The organism is Methanoculleus sp. MH98A (assembly GCF_000691865.1).
In the GTDB taxonomy this organism is placed as follows: domain Archaea; phylum Halobacteriota; class Methanomicrobia; order Methanomicrobiales; family Methanoculleaceae; genus Methanoculleus.
Map to the genome: position 1 here is coordinate 15857 of NZ_JMIO01000029.1, position 19093 is coordinate 34949.

A 19093-nucleotide genomic window follows, 5' to 3' on the forward strand; every position below is an offset into this window, starting at 1 on the left:
ATTACTCACCATACTCGTTAGCTGTTTTGACCAGCACCACATCGAGGCTGACAACACTTGCGGTGCGCCCCAGGATCTGGGCAAGGCTGGGCTGGGTTCTGCCGTTGTCACCCGATACCAGTTCTTTGATGTACAGGCCCGCTTCGCCGACGACTTCGACCCAGTATCTGCCGTCGACGCTACCCGTGCATTCGATATCGAGGACCTGCCGTTCCCGAACTTTATCTGCCCGTCGGTGTGACACCCTATTTGGGGTGCGCTGCCGTATCGTTACACCTTTTAACTGATCGAGGGCCGCCCTGAACTCATCTGGAGTTACAGAACCGTCGATCTCGACCAGGATCCTGTATTTTTTATGCGCTTTGTCGGATTTAAGGCTTTGCACCTTCTTCCGATCCGCCCATCCTTCAAGGTGAACCGCCACCCGGCCGGCGGCCTCCCGGTTGATCTCCTCTTCGAGCGCCGCGAGATCCACTGACCGCTTCCGCGGCTCCTCGATCTCCATCACGAAGGGGCGGCCCGACCCGAGCATCCGGGCGTCGATATCCTCCCGGCCGGCACCGTGCAGGACGGCGTTTGCTGCGCTAAAAGCCTCGATTGCCGGCCGGCCGATCAGTTCCTCGACGGAGTCGGCGTACTGCTTGCCGGTGAAGTTGCATTTCTCGCACCCCGCACCCCGGCACGCCCGGCAGTCCCAGTGGGTCTGGGGGATGCCGCGCTCGTACTTCAGGTACCGCCCGACGAAGAAGACGGGGTTCACCTGCACCTCGACGGTGCTCTCGCCGAGATCGAGGATCGCGACGACGTCGGGCTTCTTGAGGTCGGCCGTCTTCCCGGAGAGGGCCGAGACGACTTTTCCGACCTCACGGTTCATCTCTGCCTTCATCGGTTCGGGGTCGCGGAGCGAGAGATCGCTCCAGACCATCTCCTCGCTCTCCGCGACGAGCGGCGGCACCTTCGTCCCGATAAGGAAGGTCTCGAACTCGATGCCGTCCACTGCTTCGACCACCCTCTTCGCCCATTCTTCGGTGCGGGAGAGTTCGCCGCCGCATATCCAGCAGGACTCCGGGTCCGGTTCATGGTGCGGTTCGTTTGCCGCAAGCTCGTGTGCGACCCGCAGAGCCCTGCCCCGCTCCTCGTTCGTCAGCCCAAACGACCGCTTGCCGAAGAACCGCCCGAGGCAGTGGTTGCAGGTATCGCCGTATCCAAGAATTGCTTCTACCTCTTGTATGATATCCATCAGGATTCCCTCCGGTCCATCTCGTTTAAGAGGACGGTGATCGTGTGATCGGCGTGCAGCGACCGCGGCCCGACCGAGTAGCGGGGGTAATCAGCAATCAGGGCCTCTTCCTCCGCAGTGAAGTTGTGGTGATCCGAGAGGAGATAGTTCTCCGGGAGGTCGGGTGTCCCCCGGATATCTTCCCCCGCCTCGTCGAGCACCGCAAACGGAATCTCGGAAAGAAGCCGGGCGAGCCCGCCGCGGCGGACGTAAACGCCCGGGGTCGACTCCCTGAACTCGCCCCCGCAGGGGATCGAGAGCGCCTTCTTGATCAGGGCGGCGCTGCTCCGCTCGTCCGGCGAGAGGTGCCGGACAACGCTACCCCGAAAGAGAACGGTCTTCTCCGGACCGGGCTCCCCGCAGAGGACGAGGTAGCACTCGACGTCGCGGCGCAGATCGTGAGAGAGGAAGAACGAGGAGTTGACGGAGCGGCAGAGGACGTCCATCCTCCCGCCGCTTCCGGGCAGATCGTTGAGGCTGAAGGTGCCGCTCGTCACGGCAAGGTGGCCCACGACGGCAAACCGTTTCATCTACTGGGTCCGCCGAACTTCTTCATCATGCGCTGCATGTTGAACTTGCCGCCGCCCATGCCCCGCATGCCCTTTAAGGCACGCTGCATGATCTTGTAATACTTGATGAGGTCGCGGACGTCGTCGGGCGTCACGCCGGCGCCCCGGGCGATCCGCTGGATCCGGGAGCTCCCGATCATCGACGGGTCGTCGAGTTCCGGGGGCGTCATCGAGTCCATGATTACCTTGTAGCGCTGCATCTTCGTGCTGGTGATGTCGTAGGCGTCGTCCGGGATCTGCATGCCGCCGAGGGGGAGCATGCTCATGATCTGCTTCAAGGGCCCCATCTTGTTCAGGGCCTCGAGCTGCTTGTACATGTCCCGGAGCGTGAACTTGCCCTTGAGCATGGCGTTGACGTCGAGATCCTCGCCCGAGACCGCTTCCTCCGCCCGCTCGACGAGGGCTTTCAAGTCGCCCATCCCGAGCAGCCGGGAGATGAACCCGTCCGGGTCGAACCGCTCGAGGTCGTCGATCGTCTCGCCGCTCCCGATGAAGACGATGCCGCTCTGCGTCTCGGCAACCGCCGAGAGCGCACCGCCGCCTTTCGCCGTGCCGTCCATCTTCGTGACCAGGACGCCGTCGATCCCGATCGCCTCGTGGAACCGGCGTGCCTGCTCGCTCGCCTGCTGGCCGAGCGCCGCGTCGATCACGAGCCACCTGTGCTCGGCATGCGAGATCTCGTTGATGTTGACGATCTCCTCGATCAGGTTCTCCTCAAGGGCGTGCCGCCCCTGGGTATCGATGATGATGACCTCGTAGAGCTTGCGGTACTTCGGGAGGCCCTCCCGGACGATCTTGAGTGCATCGGGTTCCTTCGGATCCCCGAAACAGGGGACGCTGATCCGGTCGCAGAGCGTCTTGAGCTGGTCGTAGGCACCCGGCCGGAAGGTGTCGGCGCAGATCACGCCGACCCGCAGCCCTTTGCGCTGGAAGTAGCGGGCGAGTTTTGCCGTCGTCGTGGTCTTCCCGCTCCCCTGCAATCCCGCCATCAGGATCGTCTGGGGCTCGAGCGCCACCTCGCCGGGCGTTCCCATCATCCGGACGAGTTCCTGGTAGACGATCCGAAGAACGTGCTCGCGGACACCCATCCCCTTCAGGGGCTCCTCCTCGAGGGCACGCTGCTTGATCGCCTGGGAGAGGTGCATCACGAGTTTGACGTTGACGTCGGCGGAGAGGAGCGCCCGCTGCAGGTCGCGCACCAGTTCTTCGACCGCCGCCCGGTCGATCACCGTCTTGCCGGCGAGTTTCTTGACGGCGTCTTTTAAGGATGTGCCGAGGTTATCGAGCATCAGGATTCATCTCCCAGAAGTTCGTTCACCACCGTCCGGGGCTCAAACGGCATGATATCGTCGTAGCCCTGGCCGGTTCCGAGGAAAAGGATAGGTTTCCCCACCGTGTGGGCGACCGATATGGCCGCTCCGCCCTTGGGGTCCATATCCGCCTTCGTCAGGACGACCGCATCGGTGCCGACGGCTTTGTTGAACTCGTCGGCCCGGATGACCGCGTCGTTGCCCGCAACCGCCTCGTCGACGTAGACGACGAGATCGGGCTTCATGACCCGTCGGATCTTATCGAGCTGGTTCATGAGGTTCGCCCGGTTGTGGAACCGGCCGGCCGTGTCGGCGAGGACGACGTCGATGTCGTGCGCTTTTGCATACTGGACGGCATCGAAGAGAACCGCGGAGGGGTCGGCGCCTGCCTGGTGCTGGATCGTCTTGATCCCGAGGCGGTCGGCGTGTGTCCGTATCTGCTCGATCGCACCCGCACGGAAGGTATCGCCTGCGCCGATAACGACCGTAAAGCCGTTCTTCTGCAGGTATTGCCCGACCTTTGCGACGGTCGTCGTCTTGCCGGTCCCGTTCACGCCGGTGAAGAGGATCTTCACGGGCCGCTCGTGCCCTTCGATGAAGTCGCGCAGGTCGAGCCCCTCCCCGAGCACCCCGCAGAGCGCGGAGCGCAGGGTCGATACGACCAGGTCATCGACCGAGGCACCGATCTTACGGTGCCTGCCCACGAGGTCGCTTCGCATCCGGGCGATGATCTCGTCCGTGACCGGGAGCGCGACGTCGTTTTCGAGAAGTACCATCTCGAGTTCGAAGAGCGGCTCCTCGACATCCTTCTCCTGGAGGAGAACCTCCCGCTCCCGGACGAGGACTTTTACCTTCTCAAAAAACGTAGGGCTCTCCCGGCCCTCCTGCACCGTCTCCTCCGCGGCCGGGGATTCCGGCTGGACGGCGGGTTCCGAAGTCTCCGCTCCCTCCGGCAGCTGTGCAACCGGCGGCTCCTGTTCGGCCCCGGCAGCCTCCTCGATATTCGAGGCAAATTTGGTCCTGATATTCTGAAGTTTTTTCTTTAAGGAATCAAACATTATGAACTTCCGCCCTGGCCTGCCTGAGCCTGCCGGGCCCCCCGATACGCCGCCTCGAGGCGCCGGGAGATCTCCGTTGCCTGACCCTGCAGTTGTTCGACCGAACCCGCGACCTTCTTTGCAAGCGCCTCAAGCTCGGTTATCCGATCCTCCAGATACTCCACCGCATCCGCGGTGGCCCTCTCGACGGAGACGTCCGCCCCGATGTTCACGAGAACGTGGCCGGCATCGAGCACCTTCACCCGGAGGTACGCGCCTCCGCCGATGGGGAGAAGGACGTCTCCGTCCGCATTCTCCTGGATGGCGCGGAGCGTCTCGATGGCGGCGGCGCCCTCAAGCCGCTGCTGCTCGATCATCGAGAGCTGCTGCGTCATGAGTTCTATCTGCTGCCCGTATTCGTTCAGGTACATCTGGAGGGTCTGTATCTCGCGAGGATCTGCCTGGTCCACGTCATTCACCAGCTACTACGTTAACCGATTCGATAGTGATATAACTTCTCTTCAGGCGGTGTTTGCTCCCGATATCGGTAAGAACCTTCTCTTTTGCCTGGTTCTCGTTCGGGGCGCCGACGACCTTGCGGTACGGCTTCCACTCGTTGTTGATCCTGCACGCGCCTACAACTTCAAACGTCTGGTTCTCCATGATAGTATCACTCCAAAAACCCAAAGACTTCTTCTATTCGTCCCAGTTCAAACCCGGTCGTGACGGACCCTGCGACATAACCCTTGCTGTTTGCAAGGAGCCCGGTACCCACGAGACCGCTTCCCATGTTGACCGACCCGAGCCCGATCGGGAGATCGACAACCCGTTCGAGGCTTGCAATCTCCGTGTCGTTGGCTCTCTGGTGGACAAGGATACCCTTGTTCGTTGCGAATCCGGCCATGCCGATGGTTTTGATGCCGCCGAGCGTTAGCCGGACCACCGGCACCTCGAGGAACGACCCGATCTCTTCGGCAACATCGATCTGCATCTCGGGGTGGACGGCGGCAACGTAATCATTTGCGAGAATAACGTTGCCGGCCGCGTTCATGGGCCCCTCGAGCAGGAATACGTCCCGGTACTCGCTCAAGGCCGCCAGTTCCTCGTCGGCGGCAAGACCGCTGACGACCAGGCCCTGGCTGTTTCCGGAAACAAGCGAACCGATGATGCTGCTCCCCTGAATAAAGGTGCTCACGATCTCGACATCGAGTTCCCGTGCGAGGGCCGCGGTGAACTCCGCGGGCGCCCCGGGGTATACGATCGCTATATCCTCAAACACCCGGGCATAAACGCCGATGTTCGGATCGCCGGCGAGATCGATCGTCCCCGTCATTTCACTCCTCGGCGAGCTCGGCCTGGACCTGCCCGTCCTCGAACTTCATCGCGCGGACGCGAATCTTTCGCGGTGGCTTGGAACTTCCGTTCTCCCAGACCTTCTCGTTGATGCTCTTATCGAGTTTGACGTCCTCGCTCTTCATGTGCCGCACGAGAAACGCCCTGATGTCCTTGATCGCGGTGTTGCCCCGCTTCCACCGGGGCGCACGCTTCACCTCGCGGAGGGGGATGATATAGATATGCTCCTTCAATGCTTCTGCCATAACCTTACACCTTCAGGGAACTCCGTCTCCAGTTGCGCCGCTTCGGATGCGACGCAACCGCACGGTTGGTCTTGATCATCACCCATGCAGGCACGCGGCGGTTCTGCTCGCATGCCTTTGCCAGCCGGATCTTCCGGCCCTTCATCAATTTGCTCATAATGTTCACTCTCGTAATATTCAGGTCTCTCTTCTCGCGACCACCAGCGACTGCAGGTGGCGGGAGGGGAAGAACGAAACCGGGTCGATGCCGCGGGCGCAAAGGGCGCTCCTTATCTCCCCTTCGTAGTCGCCGTTCCCGATGCTGCCGGTCTCCCCGTACCGCACCACGAGCAGGCGTTTTGCGAGACGTTCCACCTCTGCTTTCCCGTAGCCGAGGAGCGGCCGGACGTAGGAGCAGCCGGCGGTCATCTCCAGGTGCTGGACTTCGGGGCGTTCGAGCCGGGGAACCCGGTCTTCCCGGCGGGTGCCGTCGCCGACCACCGCATACTCGGTCGCAAGGGTCTCGATCGCCTTCCGGTGGACCATGTCGATTGCGTCGTTGGGGTACCCGCACGTTAGCAGCAGGTCGACGGCCTCGGAGAGCAGGTCCTTCCCGAGCACCCTTCTCCTGAAGGGAAGGCCCAGGGCGGCCGCTGCGGCCCGCACTTCCGGGACCTCGCGGTCGGGATTGAATACGCAGGTATTCAGTTCCACGCCGTAATCGCGCGCGAGCATGATTGCCGCGAGCGCGCTGTCTTTCCCGCCCGAGAAGAGCACACCTGCTTCCATTATTTCCGCGTAATCTTGAACTCTTTCTTCGACGGCGTCAGCTGGGCCAGCAGGGCCTTCAGCTGCTCGTCGGTGATCCGCTGCCTGACCCTGCCGCTCTGCGCGAGCATCACCAGTTGCTGCTCGACCGCTTTTGCAAACTCCGGCCGGGTCAACTTGATGGTATTGAGTCTCTCCCTCGCTTCAGGTTCGAGGATCTCCATGAGCGCGGCACGGACCTGCGCATCGATCTGCTGCTGGCGTGCGGCCTCGTCCTCCATAGCCTGTTGATCCATCGCCTGCCGCTGCATCTGTTCCATCTTCCGGCGGCGCAGTTCGGCGAGTTCGTCGTCTACCATCTCTCATACCTCCTGTCGATCAGTATTTCGCAAGGCCCGGGGCGGCTTTGGCGGCCTCTGATTTCAGGCCGTTTGCAACGTTGTCAAGGAAGGACCTGCCCGCCGGGGTTACCGTGCGGCCAGAACTACCGTGAGCGACGTATCCGGCCGCTTCGAGCTGCTGGAAGATCTTCCGAACAATCGACCCGCTCCCCCGCTTGAACCGGTTCGGAGCCGAGCCGCGGTCATACTTGCCGCCGTAGGCGGAGCGCATCCTCTGGATACCGACGGGGCCGTCGATGTAGATCCGCCGGAATACCGCCGCCGTACGCACGTACCACCAGTCGTCATTCTCGGGGGGCATCTCTTTGTGTACCCCCGTCTTTGCAAAAGCGGCCCACTCGGGGGGCTGGATCTGCGAATTTGTCTTGAGTTCTTCTGCCACCTGCCGGATGAACATATCGGCAGGGATGTCATATACAGTCGTCATAGATGAACCTCACTCTCGCTAACAGTCTTTACATATTCGTCCAGTGATGTTTTATATATTTCGAGGATTGTGCCCGGGCGATCGGTTCCGCCGCTCCGTAAGGACGAGCGTCCGCCCCCGGACCTCGGCCAGAACCGCACCGGCCGACGCCGCTATCTCCTCCGGATCGACCTCGGTGTTTCTGAGCCACCTCACCTTGACGACCTTCCGGTCCTTGAGCTGCCGCCGGATCTCGTCGATCATGACGTTCGTGATGCCGCGTTTCCCGATCCAGATGGTGGGCTTGAGATCCTGGAACGATTCTCTGCTCATTGCCGGGGCCTCCCAACCGGATACCGTGACCGGTGCCCGCAGGTAAGACAGGTGACGACCACGCGGCCGCGGTGAACCCTGACCCGGGCGTTCGACCCCGGGACCAGGTAGGTGTAGCACCGGCGGCAGAAACGGCGTTTCAGCGGCCGCTCTATCCGTATCCGATGTCGCATCCCGATCTTGCGGGCCAGTTCCACGCACCGGTTGCTCCAGTCGGGGTTTTCCGGGTAGAACTCCGCTGCACGCGCAAAGAGAACGGCGATCCTCTCGCGAGCGAGTCTCCGGGAGCCTGATTTACGTGTAGTATCTGCCATGGTGCGATCCGTCTCAGTGGTGGGTCTTGAGATTGGAGGCGGGAGAATATATAAGAGGTTGATGGTCGCGGTCAACGGACCCGCACACGCCGGCCGTCGACCTCCAGGCGGCCCTCGCAGAAGAGTTTCACGGCGAGCGGGAGAGCTTCGTGCTCTTCTGCGAGGATCCGGTCGGCGAGCGCCGTCTCGTCGTCGTCCGGGAGGACCGGCACGCACCGCTGGACGATGATGGGGCCGGTATCCATCCCCTCGTCGACCAGGTGGACGGTACAGCCCGCGACCTTCACCCCGTACTCGATCGCCTGCCGCTGCGCGTGCAGCCCGGAGAACGCCGGGAGCAGGGCGGGATGGATGTTCATCATCCGGCCCGAGAACTCGCGGACGATCCCGGCCCCGAGGATCCGCATGTAGCCGGCGAGGACGAAGAGGTCGGCCCGGCAGCCGCGCATCGCGGATAAAAGCGCCTCCTCGTATGCGGTTCTCGTTGGGAACCGCGCGTAGTCGACGACCGTCACCGGGATGCCGGCGCCTTTCGCCCGCTCTATCGCGTACGCCTCCGGGTTGTCGGTGACGAGCCCGACGCAGATCCCCGGGACATCCCCGGCCGCGACGGCGTCGACCACCGCCTGAAAGTTCGATCCTCTCCCCGAGGCGAGGAACGCAATCCGTTTCTTATCAACAGGTGTCTCTGGACGCATACGTATCGTTGAACTCCTTACCGGGCCCCGCCCGGCGCGTTCTGAGGCGCGACGATCAGTTTCACCTTGACGATCCGCCGGCCCCGCATCTGCATCACCACCAGCGTGGTGTTGCTCTCCTCGATCTTGACCACCTCGCCGCGGCGGGGGATATGCCCCAGCCGGTCGATGACGAGGCCGCCGATGCTCTCGTAAGCATCCGTCAGCGGGAGGGATAACTCCAGGTCCTCGTTGAGGTGCTCCACCCATGCCCGCGCATCGACCAGGTAGACGCCGTCCTCGACCTGCTGCACCTCGGGCTCCTCCTCGTCGAACTCGTCCATGATCTCGCCGACCAGTTCCTCGAGCATGTCTTCGACCGTCACGATCCCGGCAAACGACCCGTACTCGTCGAGGACGACCGCCATGTGCTGCTTCTTCACCTGGAGTTCCTTCAAGAGCTCGTCGATCTTCTTGCTCTCGGGAACGAAGTAGGGTTCGTACATCAGGTTCCTGATTGTCGCGCTCGTCTGCTGCCGGAAGACCGCCGAGAAGACGTCCTTGACGTTTAAGAGCCCGATGACGTTGTCGATATGCTCGTGGTAGACCGGGATCCGGGAGAAGCCCGTCTCGTTGAAGATGGAGAGGGCGTTCTCGAGCGTGGATGCGTCCTCGATCATGACGACGTCCACCCGCGGCGTCATCACCTCGCGAACCGTCGTGTCTCCAAAGCGCAGTACGGAGTAGAGCATGTCCCGCTCTTCCTCCTCGATGGTGCCCTCCTCCTCGCCGACGTCGATCCACTCTTTGATCTCCTCCTCGGTGACGACCGGCTCGGTCACGCCGGGCCTGAAGGCGAACTGACGCTTGATGCGGTCCGCGACCCAGAGCGCCGGGTAGAGCACTCTTGAGAGGTAGAGAATCGGCAGGGCGACAGCGAGCGCCAGTTTCTCGGTTTGCCGGGAGGCGTACATCTTCGGCCCGATCTCCCCGAAGACCAGCATCAGGATGACCGTGACCCCGGTTGCTATTCCGATACCGACGTCACCGTAGATAGCGATGGCGATCGCGGTCGCGAGCGATGCTGCGGCCACGTTGACGATGTTGTTCCCGATCAGGATGGTGATCAGGAGGCCGTCGGTCGATTTCTTCAGCGTATCGAGTGCTTTCGCTCCTTTTCGACCCTGATTTAAGAGGGCGCGGACTTTCGCCCGGGTTATCGATATGAGGGCGACTTCCGAACTCGAGAAGAAGCCCGAAAGGAGCAGACAAACAATGAATAAAATGATCTCTATAGTTAGAAGGTCTACGACTACCATTTACTCCACGCCGCATCAAGCGGCAGCATCCGGTATTGATTGATTGCCGGGATTTTATGAATTATGTCGCGGGCAGATGTAATAAAACCAGCGCTTCACGAGAATACCTCTCGTAGCGCCTCCGATTCCTGCGAAAGAAGCACGACCTTCTCCTCGGACGAGAGCGCCCCGGGAAAGACCATATCCTCGAGTTCCAGGGTGAGGTACCCATCGTAGCCCCGGTCGGCAAGTTCCGCAAGCACCCGCAATGCGTCCGGGTCGCCGTGGATGGGGTGGTGGGGGCGCCCGTTTCCGCCGAGCGCGCTGACGTGGACATTGACCATCCGCTCGATGCAGAGGTCGATGAACCGGATTACCTCATCGCAGGACGTCATCATGGCGTGCCCCATATCCAGCGTGAACCAGAGCCAGGGTTCCCGATCAAGGACCTCGGCCGCGTCCTCCGCCGTCGAGAGGAGAGTGTTGACCCGGGGTTCCATGTTCTCGATCGCCACCTTCACCCGCGTCCCCTCGGCGGCTTCGCGGAGCCGGGCGATGTAGTCCTCGAACCGTCGGTAGTCGTAGGCACTCGGCTGGCGTTTCGCCGTCCGCTTCCCCGGGTGGACGGTGACCACGGCGGCGCCCATCCGCTCCGCCATCCGGACGGCTTCGACGGTGTACTCGACCGATATCTCGGCGACCCGCGGTTGATGGAACAGGGGTTCAGGTCCAGCGACGGGGCGTGAACGGTAATCGGCGAGAGTTCCGGATGATCCGCGATGCACCGGCCAAGTTCGTCTTCAGGGCGGTCGCGAAGCCAGAAGTGCGGCGTCTCGACCCAGAACTCGAGCCCGTCGAGGCCGGACTCGGCGACGTAGTCGAAGATATGGTCGCAGGGATACTCGTGGAAGAACATGGTCGAGGTGGCGAAACGACCCATGACACTACTTGATATAAGCCATCAGTCTAATAGATTGTGATGATGCTCGGCGGTCATTCCACCGGCCCGGAACGGTTCGGCACCCCGATCTTCGGGGTCTCGGAGGTCTCGGGGCTCATCTGCGACCTCCTCGACGACGCCCGCCTGCGCCGGATCTGGGTGCGGGGGGAGGTGACCAACTACAAGAACCACGCCTCCGGCCACCGTTATTTCTCACTCTCCGAGCGAAACGGAAGAAGTTCCGCGGTGATCAACTGCGTCATGTGGCGCACCTCCGCTTCAACGCTCGCCTTTGCGCCCAAAGACGGCATGGACGTCCTCGCCTGGGGCTCCGTGGAGGTCTACGAGCCTCACGGCAGGTACCAGCTGATCGTCCGGGAGATGCTCCCGGCGGGCCTCGGCGAACGCCACCTCATGGTCGAGCGCTGGAAACAGGAACTCGACGAGGAGGGCCTCTTCGATCCCGGGCGGAAACGGCCTCTGCCCCTCTTCCCGCAGCGGATCGGCGTGGTCACCTCGCCGACCGGCGCGGCGGTGAAGGATATCCTCTCGGTCATCTCCCGGCGCTACCCGGCGGACGTTGTCCTCTCCCCGACGGCCGTCCAGGGCGAGGGGGCGCACGTCGAGATCGCGGAGGCGCTCCGGCGGATCGACGGGCTCGTTGACGTGATCATCGTCGGGCGCGGCGGGGGGAGTTTCGAAGATCTCTTCGCCTTCAACCACCCGGACGTCGTACGGGCGGTCGCGGCGTGCAGGACGCCCGTGATCAGCGCCGTCGGGCACGAGGTGGACACCGCCCTCTGCGACTTTGCCGCGGACCTCCGGGCGCCGACGCGTCCGCGGCGGCGGAACGGGCCGTGCCGGAACGCCGGGAGGTGCTCCGGGAACTCGCCGGGTGCGAGGAGAGGATGCGCCTGCTCGTCCATAGCCGTCTCGCCGCCTCACAGAGCGAGGTCGAGGAACTCCGGGAGCGCATGCGCCCCGGACGGCTCGCGCGCCGCATCAACGAGCGGATGCAGCGCCTCGCCGAACACGACGACCTGCTCCGGCGGGCGGCGGTCGCCCGGGTGCAGCGGGAACGCTCCGCCCTCGCGGAGCTCCGCGCCAACCTCGAAGGAAAGAACCCTCTCGCCATCCTGGAGCGGGGATACTGCATCGTCGAGGCGGGCGGCAGGGTCGTGAGGAGCGCCGCGAGCCTCGCACCGGGCGAGCGCGTGACGATCAGGATGATGGACGGCCGGGCAGTCGCCGTCGTGGAGGAGACAACGTATGACGAAGACCTTTGAAGAGAAACTGGAAGAACTGCGGGGGATTGTCCGGAAACTCGAAGACGGCGATACGAGCCTTGAGGAGAGCATCGCCATCTACGAGCGGGGCGCACTCCTCGTCAAACAGTGCGAAGACCTCCTCGGCACGGCCGAGATGAAACTCACCGAGCTTGGCCGCGATCGGTGAAGCGATAGAACCCCGGCGGGACGTCGATCTCGAATCGCACACCCTTCCCGGGCTCGCCGGTCTCCCGTATGGAGAGATCGGTGATGCCGAGGATCTCCCGGGAAAGAAAGAGCCCGAATCCGGTCTGCCGCCCGAACCCACGCTCGAAGAGGTTCTCTTTTGCTTCATGGGGAATGCCGATGCCGTCGTCTTCGTAGACGAGGCTGATCCCCCGGCCGGACTCTTCGGGATAGATGCGTATCCGGGTAACCCGTTCGCCGTGCCGGAGCGAGTTGTCGATGAGGTTTTCAAAGACCCGGACGATGAGCGGGTCGGCGTACACCTCCAGATCGCCCGTCCGCACTTCGACGGCAACCAGTCCCGGGTCGAGCCCCGCCGCCGCCTCGCGGACGATACGCCGGACATCCTGCCAGGCGGGGGCGGCCACGCCGACATCCCGGTACTCCGCGGTGAAGGCCATGTAGTGCCGGATGTCCCGGAGGGCTTCTTCCTCTTTCCGGCAGTACTCGAGCATCTCCGGGTCGCTCACCCGCTCGCGGAAGAGGTCGAGGTAGCCGGAGAGCACGTTGAGCCGGTTTAAGATGTCGTGCCGTGTCACGTCGGAGAGGAGGTTGAGTTTCCGGTTCGCAAGCAGGAGCGCTTCCCCCGCCATCCGCGCATCGGTGATGTCACGGCCCACCGACTGGTACTCGGCGGCGGAGCCTTCGTCGTCGAAGGACGCCGTGTTTGTCCACTGCTGCCACCGGACCCTGCCGTCCGGCATGATCACCCGGTGCTCGACCGTCGATACCGGGTGATCGGGGGTGAGGGAGGCGAGACTCTCCTGGATCCGGGCCTGGTCGTCGGGCGGGACGGTGAGGGCGTACCGCCGCCCGATGAGGTCGCCGCACGGGATGCCGAGGTAACGACAGTAGGCGTCGTTGGCGAAGGTGATGGTGCCGTCGGGGAGCCTGCGGCAGATCAACTCGGTCTGGCTCTCCACGACCATCCGGCACCGCTCCTCGCTCCGCCGGAGGGCAACTTCAGCCTCGCGCCGGGCCGTAATGTCCCGGATGTAGACGGAGACGCCCGCACGGGTGGGGACGGCACGCACCTCGAAGGCATGCTCCCGCCCGTGGAGGTCAAACCTGCATTCGCTCACGCCGGGTCGGCCGGTCTCCGCAATCTGCCGGAAAAACCCGATAACCTCGTCGTTTCGGAGTTGCGGGAACAGGTCGTAGATGCTCTGTCCGACCGCTTCCTCCACCGTGCGGCCCGAGAGACGGGCGGCCACCCGGTTCCAGGAGAGGACGCGGCCGTCCCGGTCCAGGGCGAGGAATGCGTCGCTGACGTTCTCGGTCAGTTCCCGGTACCGGTCTTCGCTCTCCCGGAGGCTTCCTCGACTCGCTTCTCTCCCGATATGTCGTGGAACACCCAGAGGTACTCGGCTGCACGGCCGCCTGGCCCGTAAGAGGTCGAAACGGCCGCAGTCGCCGGAACGGTGCCGCCGTCGGCTCGGACGAGCAGGAACTCCTGCGCAGGCAGATCATCGCCCCGGCCGAGCGCTGCAACGGCCGACCGGAACGCCGGGATGCTTTCCGGGTGGAGATGTGCGCCGAGAGGCGAACCCTGCAGCCGGTCGGGAGCGATGCCGAACAGGAGTGCCGCCGCCCGGTTCGCCTCCAGGACGATGCTGTCCGCGCCCGTGCAGAGGCAAATCGCCGGGAGGTGGAAAAATCGGTCGCGATATCGTTGGTATGCGGCGTCGATGCTCCGGATGCCGGCGATCAGCGCGTCGACCTGATCGTAGATCTCGGCAAGAACGGGTTTGAGCAGGAGCAGGTTCCCCGTGGGAGCCGCATCTTCGCCGGCCCTGAGCGGGCGGAGACGGCGATCGAGATCCTCCAGGTGTTCGAGGAGGTCTTCAAGCGCCGGGGTGAGCGGTTGCATACCTGACCTGTTCCCCACACCCTGAATGCATAAACCTATCCCCGGCGGCATCACGGGCGGGCATGCGCGTTCGGGAACCGGTCGCGATCGCGAACCCTTTTCAAAGCGTATATCGCACAGAGCGGGGCGCCCGGTGACAGGTCCCGTTCAGAACCCTAGGGAATCTCCACCTCGAGTTCGACGACGAGTTCCTCCTCTCGCCGGAGCGCCTCGATGAACTCCCGGGGGAGGGTCGCCGCCACCCGGTCGGAACGGATGCCCACCGTCCGGTCGGAGACGAAATCGCTCCGCCGCCAGACGAGGTCGGCGGGGTGATCCAGGGTGAACGCCGCGCTGCCCCGCGACGTCACCTCGACGGTCTCGCCGCCCGCGGTAAGCCGTGTCGTGAGCACCGCCCGATCGTCGCGGAGCAGCGCTTTGAAACCGGAGTCGAGGTCGGCGGCGCCCCTGTCGGCGGCGACGCCGATGATGCAGTCCCCGGTCTCGGTCAGCGTCTTGTCTTTCGTCACCTCAAACGTCGTCGGATGGGTTCCCCGGACCAGCGGGTGCCCCCGCGCCCGCACGATATCCCTCGCCTTCATGCTTATTAGGAGAGGGATGCTATTGCTAATGAATGATTAGCATCGTCTGCCCCGTCTGTAAAGAGGAGTGCGAACACCAGATTCTTCGGGAAGCCGCCGATCTGGTGGTCCAGTGCTGCGAGTGCGGCCAGGTCCACCGGGTGCCGAAACCCCCCGAGCCCGAGATCCTCACCATCAAGGCCATCGTGAGCCAGGAGACCGAATCAATGGTCTGCAGCGTCGAGATGTTCGAGGACGAGGTTGTCGCCCTCGGCGACCGGATCGTCGCGGAGTGCGGAGACGAGGTCTTCGGGGTCGAGGTCACCGGCATCGAGGCCGGAGCCAGGCGGGTCCGCCGGGCGAAGGCCGACGAAGTGACGACCCTCTGGACCCGCGGGATCGAGCAGGTCGTGGTGAAGGCGTCGATCCATACCGGGCGCACGACCCTCCCGCTCTACCAGACCGCCGACGGCGAGGACGAGTTTGTCGTCGGGGAGACCTACTCCTTTGCAGGCCGGCGGATCCGGATCTCGCACATAAAACTCCGCGACGGCCCGGTCATCCGGAAAGAAGGCTGGAAGACGGTGGCCCGCAGGGTGAAGCGGATCTACGGGTACCTCGAGGGACGCTACCAGAGGCGGTGATCTCTCACCGGGGCAGGGGCTCGGGGAGGTGGCGCCGGATTGCGGCCTCGAGGTCCTCACGGTGGACGAGGCCTTCCATCCGCTCCCTGATCTCGTCGCCATCGAGGACAAGGGTCGTCGGCGTCACCCGGAGGTTATACTTCGGGATATACTCCGGGTTCTTCACGGCATCGATCTCTTCTATCTCGATCCCGAGATCCGCCGCTGCCTCGAGGAGGATTGGGGTCTGCTCCTTGCACCCCATGCACCCTTCCTGGTAGAAACTGATCACCTTTACCACCATGTACGGCAGGTCGCGGGGAGATTATAAAAAAGTGTGGGGGTGCCGTCACCCCGTTATGACGCCGAGCGTGACCCGGGCGCTGCCGTAGCGGTGCGCGATGGTCATCGAGTCGGGATTCTTGGCGGTGACTTTGCCGAAGCGCAGCGCAGGACTCTCATTGGTCTCGTTGCCGAGGGGAATATCCGGCGACGCCGTCAGCCCGAGCGGAACGAATTCGCCCACCTCCGTCCCGGTGAAGTTGAGGCCGATCCCGTCTGCATCCTCTTCGCTCAGGTTCATGGCAAGTTCGTTTTCCCCGTAGGAGAAGCTGATGGTCTTCGTCTCGCCGGGCCGCATCCCGACGAGCCCTACGGAGATGGCGTTGGTCTCGAAGCCGAGCAGACCGAATCCCGAGAAGCCGCTGATCTCCGGGTATAAGACAGGGATAACGGCAATATTCTCGCCCGAGACCTGCCCGCCGACAGGCATCTCCAGACGCTGGGTCAGGAGGACGACGTTCCCCTTCTTGTATTCGCTCTCAAGGAGGTTCTGGTCGGTCGTGATGAGGGGGCGCCCGTCCTCGGCAAGAACGGTGTAGTCGATCACCGCCATGTTTCCTACCTGGGCGGCCGCCTTCTTCTCGAACATCGGGGCGAGGTAGGTGCCGACCATGGCAACCGCAACCAGAACGGCAATCCCCACATAGGCCCATTTCATCCACGGAGAATTGTCGTCCTTCGAGGTCTTCTGCTGTGTCTTTTTCATTACACGTACAATTCGCCGTTTGGTGAAATAAAATGGTATTGTTCTAGAGGGGAGGAGAGAGGCCGAAGATAAATTTATATCGTTTCGACACTACCTTAAGGTTAGCCTCGGGCGACCCGCTCGCCCGGGGCGATCCGAGTCTACAGGAGTGATTACGATGGCAAGAATCGAACGAGGGCCATACCGGACAATCTGGCAGGACTTCGACGACCTTATGGCCGAGATGGAGAGCAGGTTCCAGTCTCTGCTCGGGGGGATCAGTTCACGCGGAGAGGAAGTCCGGGGCCGGGTCGTCCCGGCGGTCCGCGACTTCCGCGTGGATGTCCGCGACCACGAGGACGAAGTGATCGTCGTTGCCGACCTCCCCGGCGTCGAGAAGGAGAACGTCGCCGTCCGGCTCATCGATCCCCAGCACCTGGAGATCACCAGCAGGCGGACGGGAGAGACCGAGGAGGAGAGCCGGGACTTTTTCATGCGGGAACGCATCTACGGGCTGATGAGCCGCACGGTGCTGCTTCCGGCGGAAGTGGCAGACGAGAGTGCCGCTGCAACGTTTAAGAACGGGGTTCTCGAGGTCCGGCTGAAGAAGGCGCCGACCGAGACCGGGACCGCGATCCCCATTGAATAACCAATTTTTAGGTCTTTGCCGGGTTTGACCGAACATTTCATGTCGGGCCAGCGTGACACTATCATGATGGATAAGAAGAAGGTCAAGGATTACATGACCTACGACGTCGTCACCGTCAACGCCCACGGAACAGTCCGCGACGTCATCGAGACCATAAAGAAGACGCACCACGACGGTTTCCCGGTCGTGGAGAACTCGAAAGAAGTGGTAGGCTACATATCGGCACGGGATCTCCTCTTCGCCCATCCGTCCACGCCGATAGAGCAGATGATGTCCCGCCACCTCATCGTCGCCGACCCGGACATGAGCGTGAACGACGCCGCCCGTGTCATCTTCCGCTCCGGCATCCAGAAGCTCCCGGTCGTCAACGACAAAAACGAGCTCATCGGGATCATGTCGAACGCCGACGTCATCAGGTCCCAGATCGAGCACGTTTCGCCGGAGAAGGTCTTCAAGTTCATCGAGACCCTCAAAAAACTCTACGGGGTCGAACCGGCCTTGAGAAGGGGTTCGGTTCCGATCAACGACCTCCTGCCCACCCAGTCGAAGATCTACGAGGACGAACTGGAGGGGAGGATGTACGAGATCAAGAAGGGGCTTGCCGAACCCCTGATCGTGGTCAGGCGGCCGGGCCGCTGGATCCTGGTCGACGGCCACCACCGGGCGATCGCGGCGAAGAGGCTCGGGATCAAGAACCTCGACGCCTACATCATCGAGGTCCGGGAGAACATCGAGCTCGGGATGGAGCGGACGGCCCGGACGCTGAACCTCAAAACGCTCGACGACATCAAGGTGCTCGATTACGCCCGCCATCCCCTCGTCGCGCTGACGCACCGGCTCGTGCGGCACGGGTGACAGGCACCCCTCCCGTCGGGGGCACCCCGGGGTTTTCAGCCCGGAGGCTGCGAGCCCGGCCTCCGGTTAATATCGAGGATAGGAAGGCCTAGAAGCCATCCCAAACAAAGGTTCTGCAATAGCCTCGACGGCCGTGCGCCGGAACTCAATCTTCGCGGACACTTTGGCAGCATTTTCCGCCGAGTATTCGGCCATTCCCTTCCCGATCTTCGAGATGTACCGTGCTCCGTCACCGCCCGTGGGAACCAGCCCGGCGAGGCAGACGAGCGCCATCTGCCTGTCCCCCTGGGAGATGTACACCCCGGCGTCCCGGATGTCGCCGACAAAGACGATTCCGCTCAATGAGGAGCCGATCAGGTAGTAGACGTTGTCGTGGTTCTCCTCGGCGTAGGCACCCAGGGTGAAGCCGAGGACCAGTTCGGCCGCTGCGCGCCCGGCGCTGTACTCGTATGTGTCGGCATCAAGCGGTTCGCCGTCTTTGCCGTCGATCCAGCCGGAGCCACGCTGCGCGAGGTCATGGTAAGCAGGGCGTAGCTGCTCTTGAGGATGTCGACCCGGTGAAAGCCGACGGGGATGCCCAAAAAGGTCTCTGAGAGTCAGCAGTTCCTGCTGGATACAAGTTATGATGAAAATCGTACAAAAAAGAAATACCGGGGTAAAGTCTACTCAATTCCCCGGAGGTCTACACGGCCGTAAGCGTGAACGTAGTCTCCTACATCGAGTTGGAGGTAGGAATTTTTTTTATCAATGTCAATTAGCATCCTTCCAGCTTCAAAATCGACGATGGCACCGTGCCATCGTTCAGCTCTTTTAGGGTCATCTGGAATGATGATCTCTTCTATGCAGCCATTGATGTCGAGGTCAGGTCCGGCGTAATCTCCTTGAAGGTCTAATGGTGCATCTACACTTTTCTCAGCGGCCTCCATTTTTTCCAGAGATGATACTAACATGGCCAAGATGACTTCTCTAATCCCCCCAATCATATCAGGGGTACAGAGCATATGACCTTCGAAGGCACCATCAAAGACGTATGCCTTTTGCCCGCTAGCAAATTCGATAAGAACAAGCTGTGTGTAGACGCTATCT

The 19093-nt window shown here is 62.5% G+C and carries 30 protein-coding genes and 1 pseudogene; 7 read left to right on the plus strand and 24 right to left on the minus strand.

From position 1 onward, the window contains the following. Nucleotide 1: 1 nt before the first annotated feature. The 17 genes from EI28_RS05200 to EI28_RS05280 form a co-directional block, all read right to left on the minus strand. Nucleotides 2-1240 carry a tRNA pseudouridine(54/55) synthase Pus10 gene (locus tag EI28_RS05200; RefSeq protein ID WP_048113239.1) on the minus strand — a complete coding sequence of 413 codons (1239 nt, stop codon included), beginning with the start codon at nt 1238-1240 and terminating at the stop codon, nt 2-4. Beyond that, entirely contained in the window at nt 1240-1809 is a 570-nt protein-coding gene (trmY, locus tag EI28_RS05205; protein WP_048113240.1) for a tRNA (pseudouridine(54)-N(1))-methyltransferase TrmY, read from the minus strand. The genes EI28_RS05200 and trmY overlap by 1 nt, the downstream gene beginning before the upstream one ends. Next, on the minus strand, nt 1806-3137 hold the full coding sequence (locus EI28_RS05210) for a signal recognition particle protein Srp54 (RefSeq protein ID WP_048113241.1): 1332 nt from the start codon (nt 3135-3137) through the stop codon (nt 1806-1808). Before EI28_RS05210 ends, trmY begins: the two co-directional genes overlap by 4 nt. Beyond that, a complete protein-coding gene (gene ftsY / locus EI28_RS05215) occupies nt 3137-4216 on the minus strand; it encodes a signal recognition particle-docking protein FtsY (protein WP_048113242.1) in 1080 nt (359 codons plus the stop codon). The genes EI28_RS05210 and ftsY overlap by 1 nt, the downstream gene beginning before the upstream one ends. Beyond that, complete coding sequence (gene pfdA, locus EI28_RS05220; protein WP_369792252.1) at nt 4216-4674, minus strand: prefoldin subunit alpha; 459 nt, start codon at nt 4672-4674, stop codon at nt 4216-4218. Before pfdA ends, ftsY begins: the two co-directional genes overlap by 1 nt. Further along, a complete protein-coding gene (gene rpl18a / locus EI28_RS05225; RefSeq protein WP_048113244.1) occupies nt 4667-4858 on the minus strand; it encodes a 50S ribosomal protein L18Ae in 192 nt (63 codons plus the stop codon). Before rpl18a ends, pfdA begins: the two co-directional genes overlap by 8 nt. Nucleotides 4859-4865: 7 nt before the next feature. After that, nucleotides 4866-5528, minus strand: coding sequence for a translation initiation factor IF-6 (locus EI28_RS05230; RefSeq protein WP_048113245.1), 663 nt, complete (start codon nt 5526-5528; stop codon nt 4866-4868). A 1-nt stretch (nt 5529) separates the two neighbouring features. Then, nucleotides 5530-5793 (minus strand): 50S ribosomal protein L31e, encoded by a 264-nt coding sequence (locus EI28_RS05235; protein WP_011844804.1) that lies wholly within the window; start codon nt 5791-5793, stop codon nt 5530-5532. Between the two features lie 4 nt (nt 5794-5797). Then, nucleotides 5798-5950 (minus strand): 50S ribosomal protein L39e, encoded by a 153-nt coding sequence (locus EI28_RS05240; RefSeq protein ID WP_011844805.1) that lies wholly within the window; start codon nt 5948-5950, stop codon nt 5798-5800. A 20-nt stretch (nt 5951-5970) separates the two neighbouring features. Beyond that, entirely contained in the window at nt 5971-6561 is a 591-nt protein-coding gene (locus tag EI28_RS05245) for an arginosuccinate synthase (RefSeq protein ID WP_048113248.1), read from the minus strand. Beyond that, complete coding sequence (locus EI28_RS05250; RefSeq protein WP_048113249.1) at nt 6561-6899, minus strand: DNA-binding protein; 339 nt, start codon at nt 6897-6899, stop codon at nt 6561-6563. Before EI28_RS05250 ends, EI28_RS05245 begins: the two co-directional genes overlap by 1 nt. A 19-nt stretch (nt 6900-6918) precedes the next feature. After that, on the minus strand, nt 6919-7368 hold the full coding sequence (locus tag EI28_RS05255) for a 30S ribosomal protein S19e (protein WP_048113250.1): 450 nt from the start codon (nt 7366-7368) through the stop codon (nt 6919-6921). Between the two features lie 51 nt (nt 7369-7419). Further along, on the minus strand, nt 7420-7680 hold the full coding sequence (locus EI28_RS05260) for a YhbY family RNA-binding protein (protein WP_048113252.1): 261 nt from the start codon (nt 7678-7680) through the stop codon (nt 7420-7422). Beyond that, complete coding sequence (locus EI28_RS05265) at nt 7677-7994, minus strand: ribonuclease P protein component 4 (protein ID WP_048113253.1); 318 nt, start codon at nt 7992-7994, stop codon at nt 7677-7679. The genes EI28_RS05260 and EI28_RS05265 overlap by 4 nt, the downstream gene beginning before the upstream one ends. A 71-nt stretch (nt 7995-8065) precedes the next feature. Continuing rightward, nucleotides 8066-8692: a phosphoribosylglycinamide formyltransferase gene (gene purN, locus EI28_RS05270; RefSeq protein WP_048113255.1), complete on the minus strand. Its 627-nt coding sequence runs from the start codon at nt 8690-8692 to the stop codon at nt 8066-8068. Nucleotides 8693-8709: 17 nt separating this feature from the next. After that, entirely contained in the window at nt 8710-9990 is a 1281-nt protein-coding gene (locus EI28_RS05275; protein ID WP_048113256.1) for a hemolysin family protein, read from the minus strand. Nucleotides 9991-10085: 95 nt separating this feature from the next. Continuing rightward, nucleotides 10086-10628: a sugar phosphate isomerase/epimerase gene (locus EI28_RS05280; protein WP_231476598.1), complete on the minus strand. Its 543-nt coding sequence runs from the start codon at nt 10626-10628 to the stop codon at nt 10086-10088. Between the two features lie 83 nt (nt 10629-10711). Between EI28_RS05280 and EI28_RS14745 the strand changes: the two genes are divergently transcribed. From EI28_RS14745 to xseB, 4 genes and pseudogenes are all read left to right on the plus strand, one after another. Further along, nucleotides 10712-10921, plus strand: coding sequence for a hypothetical protein (locus EI28_RS14745; RefSeq protein ID WP_231476599.1), 210 nt, complete (start codon nt 10712-10714; stop codon nt 10919-10921). Nucleotides 10922-10951: 30 nt separating this feature from the next. Then, nucleotides 10952-11683: pseudogene (gene xseA / locus EI28_RS14750) on the plus strand (exodeoxyribonuclease VII large subunit); the annotation flags it as partial. Between the two features lie 200 nt (nt 11684-11883). Next, nucleotides 11884-12195 carry an exodeoxyribonuclease VII large subunit gene (locus EI28_RS14755; RefSeq protein WP_369792253.1) on the plus strand — a complete coding sequence of 104 codons (312 nt, stop codon included), beginning with the start codon at nt 11884-11886 and terminating at the stop codon, nt 12193-12195. Beyond that, complete coding sequence (xseB, locus tag EI28_RS05290; protein WP_011844815.1) at nt 12179-12364, plus strand: exodeoxyribonuclease VII small subunit; 186 nt, start codon at nt 12179-12181, stop codon at nt 12362-12364. The genes EI28_RS14755 and xseB overlap by 17 nt, the downstream gene beginning before the upstream one ends. On the opposite strand, the gene EI28_RS13130 is transcribed toward xseB, so the two are convergent. From EI28_RS13130 to EI28_RS05305, 3 genes are all read right to left on the minus strand, one after another. Then, entirely contained in the window at nt 12339-13781 is a 1443-nt protein-coding gene (locus tag EI28_RS13130) for a PAS domain S-box protein (protein ID WP_369792255.1), read from the minus strand. The genes xseB and EI28_RS13130 overlap by 26 nt on opposite strands. After that, nucleotides 13703-14293, minus strand: a complete 591-nt coding sequence (locus EI28_RS05300; RefSeq protein WP_048113259.1) for a PAS domain-containing protein — start codon at nt 14291-14293, stop codon at nt 13703-13705. Before EI28_RS05300 ends, EI28_RS13130 begins: the two co-directional genes overlap by 79 nt. A gap of 155 nt (nt 14294-14448) precedes the next feature. Continuing rightward, complete coding sequence (locus tag EI28_RS05305) at nt 14449-14874, minus strand: DUF371 domain-containing protein (RefSeq protein WP_011844817.1); 426 nt, start codon at nt 14872-14874, stop codon at nt 14449-14451. A 32-nt stretch (nt 14875-14906) separates the two neighbouring features. Here EI28_RS05305 and EI28_RS05310 point away from each other — a divergent pair, with 32 nt between their 5' ends. Further along, nucleotides 14907-15497 carry an HVO_0476 family zinc finger protein gene (locus tag EI28_RS05310; protein WP_048113260.1) on the plus strand — a complete coding sequence of 197 codons (591 nt, stop codon included), beginning with the start codon at nt 14907-14909 and terminating at the stop codon, nt 15495-15497. Nucleotides 15498-15501: 4 nt separating this feature from the next. On the opposite strand, the gene EI28_RS05315 is transcribed toward EI28_RS05310, so the two are convergent. Together EI28_RS05315 and EI28_RS05320 are read right to left on the minus strand one after the other, a co-directional pair. Further along, nucleotides 15502-15780, minus strand: a complete 279-nt coding sequence (locus EI28_RS05315; protein WP_048113262.1) for a co-chaperone YbbN — start codon at nt 15778-15780, stop codon at nt 15502-15504. Between the two features lie 45 nt (nt 15781-15825). Then, entirely contained in the window at nt 15826-16524 is a 699-nt protein-coding gene (locus tag EI28_RS05320) for a hypothetical protein (protein ID WP_048113263.1), read from the minus strand. A 157-nt stretch (nt 16525-16681) separates the two neighbouring features. Between EI28_RS05320 and EI28_RS05325 the strand changes: the two genes are divergently transcribed. Then, nucleotides 16682-17152 (plus strand): Hsp20/alpha crystallin family protein, encoded by a 471-nt coding sequence (locus EI28_RS05325; RefSeq protein WP_011844821.1) that lies wholly within the window; start codon nt 16682-16684, stop codon nt 17150-17152. Between the two features lie 66 nt (nt 17153-17218). Continuing rightward, a complete protein-coding gene (locus tag EI28_RS05330; RefSeq protein ID WP_011844822.1) occupies nt 17219-18007 on the plus strand; it encodes a CBS domain-containing protein in 789 nt (262 codons plus the stop codon). A 66-nt stretch (nt 18008-18073) separates the two neighbouring features. Here EI28_RS05330 and EI28_RS05335 read toward each other — a convergent pair whose 3' ends face one another. Both EI28_RS05335 and EI28_RS14380 read right to left on the minus strand, forming a co-directional pair. After that, entirely contained in the window at nt 18074-18349 is a 276-nt protein-coding gene (locus EI28_RS05335) for a hypothetical protein (RefSeq protein WP_048113264.1), read from the minus strand. A gap of 320 nt (nt 18350-18669) precedes the next feature. Then, nucleotides 18670-19093: hypothetical protein (locus tag EI28_RS14380; RefSeq protein WP_048113266.1), on the minus strand; the 424-nt coding region annotated here is incomplete at its 5' end.

What these genes read in the sequence shown, in the direction of transcription:
- ftsY (WP_048113242.1), bottom strand. Translation starts at nt 4,216, where the DNA reads ATGTTTGATTCCTTAAAGAAAAAACTTCAGAATATCAGGACCAAATTT.
- EI28_RS05255 (WP_048113250.1), bottom strand. Translation starts at nt 7,368, where the DNA reads ATGACGACTGTATATGACATCCCTGCCGATATGTTCATCCGGCAGGTG.
- EI28_RS05250 (WP_048113249.1), bottom strand. Translation starts at nt 6,899, where the DNA reads ATGGTAGACGACGAACTCGCCGAACTGCGCCGCCGGAAGATGGAACAG.
- EI28_RS05325 (WP_011844821.1), top strand. Translation starts at nt 16,682, where the DNA reads ATGGCAAGAATCGAACGAGGGCCATACCGGACAATCTGGCAGGACTTC.
- EI28_RS05230 (WP_048113245.1), bottom strand. Translation starts at nt 5,528, where the DNA reads ATGACGGGGACGATCGATCTCGCCGGCGATCCGAACATCGGCGTTTAT.
- EI28_RS05305 (WP_011844817.1), bottom strand. Translation starts at nt 14,874, where the DNA reads ATGAAGGCGAGGGATATCGTGCGGGCGCGGGGGCACCCGCTGGTCCGG.
- EI28_RS05315 (WP_048113262.1), bottom strand. Translation starts at nt 15,780, where the DNA reads ATGGTGGTAAAGGTGATCAGTTTCTACCAGGAAGGGTGCATGGGGTGC.
- EI28_RS05210 (WP_048113241.1), bottom strand. Translation starts at nt 3,137, where the DNA reads ATGCTCGATAACCTCGGCACATCCTTAAAAGACGCCGTCAAGAAACTC.
- EI28_RS05240 (WP_011844805.1), bottom strand. Translation starts at nt 5,950, where the DNA reads ATGAGCAAATTGATGAAGGGCCGGAAGATCCGGCTGGCAAAGGCATGC.
- purN (WP_048113255.1), bottom strand. Translation starts at nt 8,692, where the DNA reads ATGCGTCCAGAGACACCTGTTGATAAGAAACGGATTGCGTTCCTCGCC.
- EI28_RS05320 (WP_048113263.1), bottom strand. Translation starts at nt 16,524, where the DNA reads ATGAAAAAGACACAGCAGAAGACCTCGAAGGACGACAATTCTCCGTGG.
- EI28_RS05265 (WP_048113253.1), bottom strand. Translation starts at nt 7,994, where the DNA reads ATGGCAGATACTACACGTAAATCAGGCTCCCGGAGACTCGCTCGCGAG.
- EI28_RS05300 (WP_048113259.1), bottom strand. Translation starts at nt 14,293, where the DNA reads ATGCAACCGCTCACCCCGGCGCTTGAAGACCTCCTCGAACACCTGGAG.
- EI28_RS05200 (WP_048113239.1), bottom strand. Translation starts at nt 1,240, where the DNA reads ATGGATATCATACAAGAGGTAGAAGCAATTCTTGGATACGGCGATACC.
- EI28_RS05245 (WP_048113248.1), bottom strand. Translation starts at nt 6,561, where the DNA reads ATGGAAGCAGGTGTGCTCTTCTCGGGCGGGAAAGACAGCGCGCTCGCG.
- EI28_RS14755 (WP_369792253.1), top strand. Translation starts at nt 11,884, where the DNA reads ATGCGCCCCGGACGGCTCGCGCGCCGCATCAACGAGCGGATGCAGCGC.
- EI28_RS05280 (WP_231476598.1), bottom strand. Translation starts at nt 10,628, where the DNA reads ATGGCGGAGCGGATGGGCGCCGCCGTGGTCACCGTCCACCCGGGGAAG.
- EI28_RS05310 (WP_048113260.1), top strand. Translation starts at nt 14,907, where the DNA reads ATGATTAGCATCGTCTGCCCCGTCTGTAAAGAGGAGTGCGAACACCAG.
- EI28_RS05260 (WP_048113252.1), bottom strand. Translation starts at nt 7,680, where the DNA reads ATGAGCAGAGAATCGTTCCAGGATCTCAAGCCCACCATCTGGATCGGG.
- EI28_RS05330 (WP_011844822.1), top strand. Translation starts at nt 17,219, where the DNA reads ATGGATAAGAAGAAGGTCAAGGATTACATGACCTACGACGTCGTCACC.
- xseB (WP_011844815.1), top strand. Translation starts at nt 12,179, where the DNA reads ATGACGAAGACCTTTGAAGAGAAACTGGAAGAACTGCGGGGGATTGTC.
- trmY (WP_048113240.1), bottom strand. Translation starts at nt 1,809, where the DNA reads ATGAAACGGTTTGCCGTCGTGGGCCACCTTGCCGTGACGAGCGGCACC.
- EI28_RS05235 (WP_011844804.1), bottom strand. Translation starts at nt 5,793, where the DNA reads ATGGCAGAAGCATTGAAGGAGCATATCTATATCATCCCCCTCCGCGAG.
- EI28_RS05275 (WP_048113256.1), bottom strand. Translation starts at nt 9,990, where the DNA reads ATGGTAGTCGTAGACCTTCTAACTATAGAGATCATTTTATTCATTGTT.
- rpl18a (WP_048113244.1), bottom strand. Translation starts at nt 4,858, where the DNA reads ATGGAGAACCAGACGTTTGAAGTTGTAGGCGCGTGCAGGATCAACAAC.